Source organism: Agromyces binzhouensis (assembly GCF_004135055.1).
Lineage (GTDB): Bacteria > Actinomycetota > Actinomycetes > Actinomycetales > Microbacteriaceae > Agromyces > Agromyces binzhouensis.
The window spans coordinates 1-2774 of the sequence record NZ_SDPL01000411.1; the positions used below are offsets into that span (position 1 = coordinate 1).

The following is a 2774-nucleotide window of genomic DNA, read 5'->3' on the forward strand; positions in this document are numbered from 1 at the left end:
CGCGGCGCGTGCCGTCGGAGTGCGCGGCGGCGATCCGCGCATGCAGGAGCCACACGAGCGCGCCAACGCCGGCGGCGGCGATCGCCGTGCCGAGCGGGATGAGCACGGCGCTCGCGGTCTCGCCCGGGTCGAAGGCGAGCCGGAGTCCGACGTAGACGATCGTGCCGACGCCGCCGAGCATCGCCGCCCCGCCGCCGAGGACGCCGACGACGACGAGCGAGACCGCGGCGAACCCGGTCGGGATGCGCCGGACGCCGTCGCGGACCCAGTGCCACCACCACACGGCGAACCCGATCACGGCCCAGACGAGCGCGTCCACGGCCGCCAGGGCCCACGAGTCCCGGCCGACCAGCACCGTCTCGGAGGCGCCGCGGATCGCGGCGTCGAACACCGCGGCGAGCGCGGACGCCGCCCAGGTGGCGCCGACCACGAGGCCGTAGGCCGCCCCGATCACGAGCGGCACCGTCGCCATGCGCGTCGGCCCCTTCGCCGGGTGCCGCAGCATCCATCGGTGCCACAGCCAGACGAGTGCCCAGACCAGGCCGATCGCGAGCCCGCCGGGTTCCCACCGGCCGTCGACGAGGTTCGCGATGCCGCCCGCGATCGACGTGGTCGCGACGACCAGCGAGACCGTCGTCATGGCCGCGAGGTAGAGCGGCCACGCGATCGAGCCGCGCTCGTCGGGCTCGTCGAGACGTCGCCAGGCGCCCCACCAGAGGAGGGCCGCCAGCGGACCGGCGATGAGCGCGAACGCGAGCTGGAGCGCGAGTTCGTCGGTGCCGCTGCCCGCGAGGGTGCGGTCGACGTCGAACGCGCGATCGAGCAGGCCGCTGACCCCGACGGCGGCGATGGTGACGAGCACGAACAGCAGGATGAAGACGATGAGCCGGCGCACCGCGCCCTGCGCCGACCCTCCCGACGCCGTGCTCATCCCCTGACCACCGTCGGGTCGCAGATCGTCAGCGGCCACGGGGCCGACTCGATGCGCCACTCGCCGCCGACGCGGACGAGGTCGAACACCCCGCGCTCCTCGTACTCCGACGATCCGAAGGGTCCGTCGCCGTAGGTGGTCACGATGAGCACGTCGACGTCGGCGGTGTCGTCGCGCACGGTCGTGTCGACCAGGGTGACCCGGATCCCCGCGGGTTCGGCGGACGGCATCCTGGTGCAGTCCTCGGCGAGCTCGGGGACGAGGTGGTCCATCGCAGCCGCCTCGTCGCCGTCGATGACGGCGGCGGAGTACTGCTGGACCACCCCTTCCGGGGTGTCGGCGTCGAGCTGCTCGGGTTCTCCGCGCGTGAGCACGGCGACGAGCGCCACGATGACGAGCACCCCCAGCACCGCGAGGATGACGACGAGCGTGCGGTCGGGTCTCGAGCGTTGGGCCTCCATGCTCGTATCCTCGTGCGGCGCGACCGTCGATGTCGGACCGAAGGTCACCCGCCGTGAGCCGTGGTTCGAGCGGTCGACGCCCGGCGGGCACAGGGCCGAGGTGGGCGCGCCGCACCGGGAGGCGACCCTCGGATCAGGGGCGTGCACCCTCGGGTCACCGTCAGCGCGGGCCGTGGCTCACGAGGGCGCCGCGCCCCGGCAGGGCGCCGGCGAACTGGCCCTCGACGCTCGCCAGCGCGAAGCCCCTCGCCCGCAGCCGGTCGATGATCGACGGGACCGCCTCGATCGTCTCCTCGTGGGTGTCGTGCATGAGCACGATGCTGCCGGGCGCCGCCCCGCCCGCAGCCCGTTCGACCACGACGTCGACACCGGGATCCTGCCAGTCGCGCGTGTCGAGGTCCCACACCACGAAGGGCAGCGGGACGAGCTCGCGCACCTCGGCGTTCGACGCGCCGTACGGCGGACGCAGGCTCGTGGGCCTCACGCCGGTGGCGGACGCGATCGCGTCCTGGGTGCGGCGCACCTCGTCGCGCACCTGCTCGTCCGTCAGCGTGGTCAGGTTCGGATGCGCCCACGTGTGGTTCGCGATCTCGTGCCCTGCGGCCACGATGCGGGCCGCCGTCCCGGGGTTCCGCGCCACCGACGAGCCCTGGACGTAGAACGTCGCCGCGGCGCGCTCGCGATCCAGCACGTCGAGCAACGACGGGGTGAGCGACGTCGGTCCGTCGTCGAACGTGAGCGAGACGCACGCCAGGAGCGTGCAGTCGACCGGGTCGCCGCCGCCCGGCGCCGAGGGCGGCGCGTACGGGTCGCCGGAGACCGCGGCGGATCGCACGATCGACCCAGGTTCGGACAGGAAGGGATCGAGCAGGCGCCACGGCACGTGGACCGAGGTGGGGCACGATCGCTCCACGTCCGGCACGGCGAGGGTGACGACGACTCCGGCACCGCCCGCCGCCGAGTCGACGAGCAGCGCCCGGGCGGCCTCGGGCGACGTCCCCGCGAACGGGTCCTCACCGGCGTCGACGCGCCCGGCGGCACGGAGCGCCTCGGCGACGAGCGCGAGCACGCGGTGCTCAGTGCCTGCCGCGTAGAGCGCGGCCCCGTCGTGCACGCCGCCGTCCGCGCCATCCGCGTACCAGACCTCGCGTGCCGACCGCGACTCCCCGTCGGCCCCGGACTCGGCGACGACGAGTCGCTCGCCGATCACGGTTCCGGATGCGACGACGATCGAGCAGTCGATGGACAACCGGGTCGGCGTCACGGCGTACGCGCTGCCGCCGGAGCACGGAACGCTCGCGCCGCCCGCGACGAGGTCCACGCCAGGGGTCCAGGCCGCGCCGTTCGCGTCGGCGAATCCGCGCGCCGCCGCGGCGACGCGG

Annotated in this window: 3 protein-coding genes; all 3 read right to left on the reverse strand. The window is 74.5% G+C overall.

Annotation, left to right across the window (positions count from 1 at the left end; genetic code table 11):
- Window positions 1–931: DUF5671 domain-containing protein (locus ESO86_RS14960; protein WP_242492399.1), on the reverse strand; the 931-nt coding region annotated here is incomplete at its 3' end.
- The gene (locus ESO86_RS14965; RefSeq protein WP_129235697.1) at window positions 928–1392 is read right to left on the reverse strand and encodes an LpqB family beta-propeller domain-containing protein; all 465 of its coding nucleotides are present in this window, start codon (window positions 1390–1392) and stop codon (window positions 928–930) included. The genes ESO86_RS14965 and ESO86_RS14960, both read right to left, overlap by 4 nt.
- Before the next feature lie 160 nt (window positions 1393–1552).
- Window positions 1553–2774 (reverse strand): polysaccharide deacetylase family protein (locus ESO86_RS14970; protein ID WP_165307948.1); only part of this gene is annotated, 1222 nt, incomplete at its 5' end.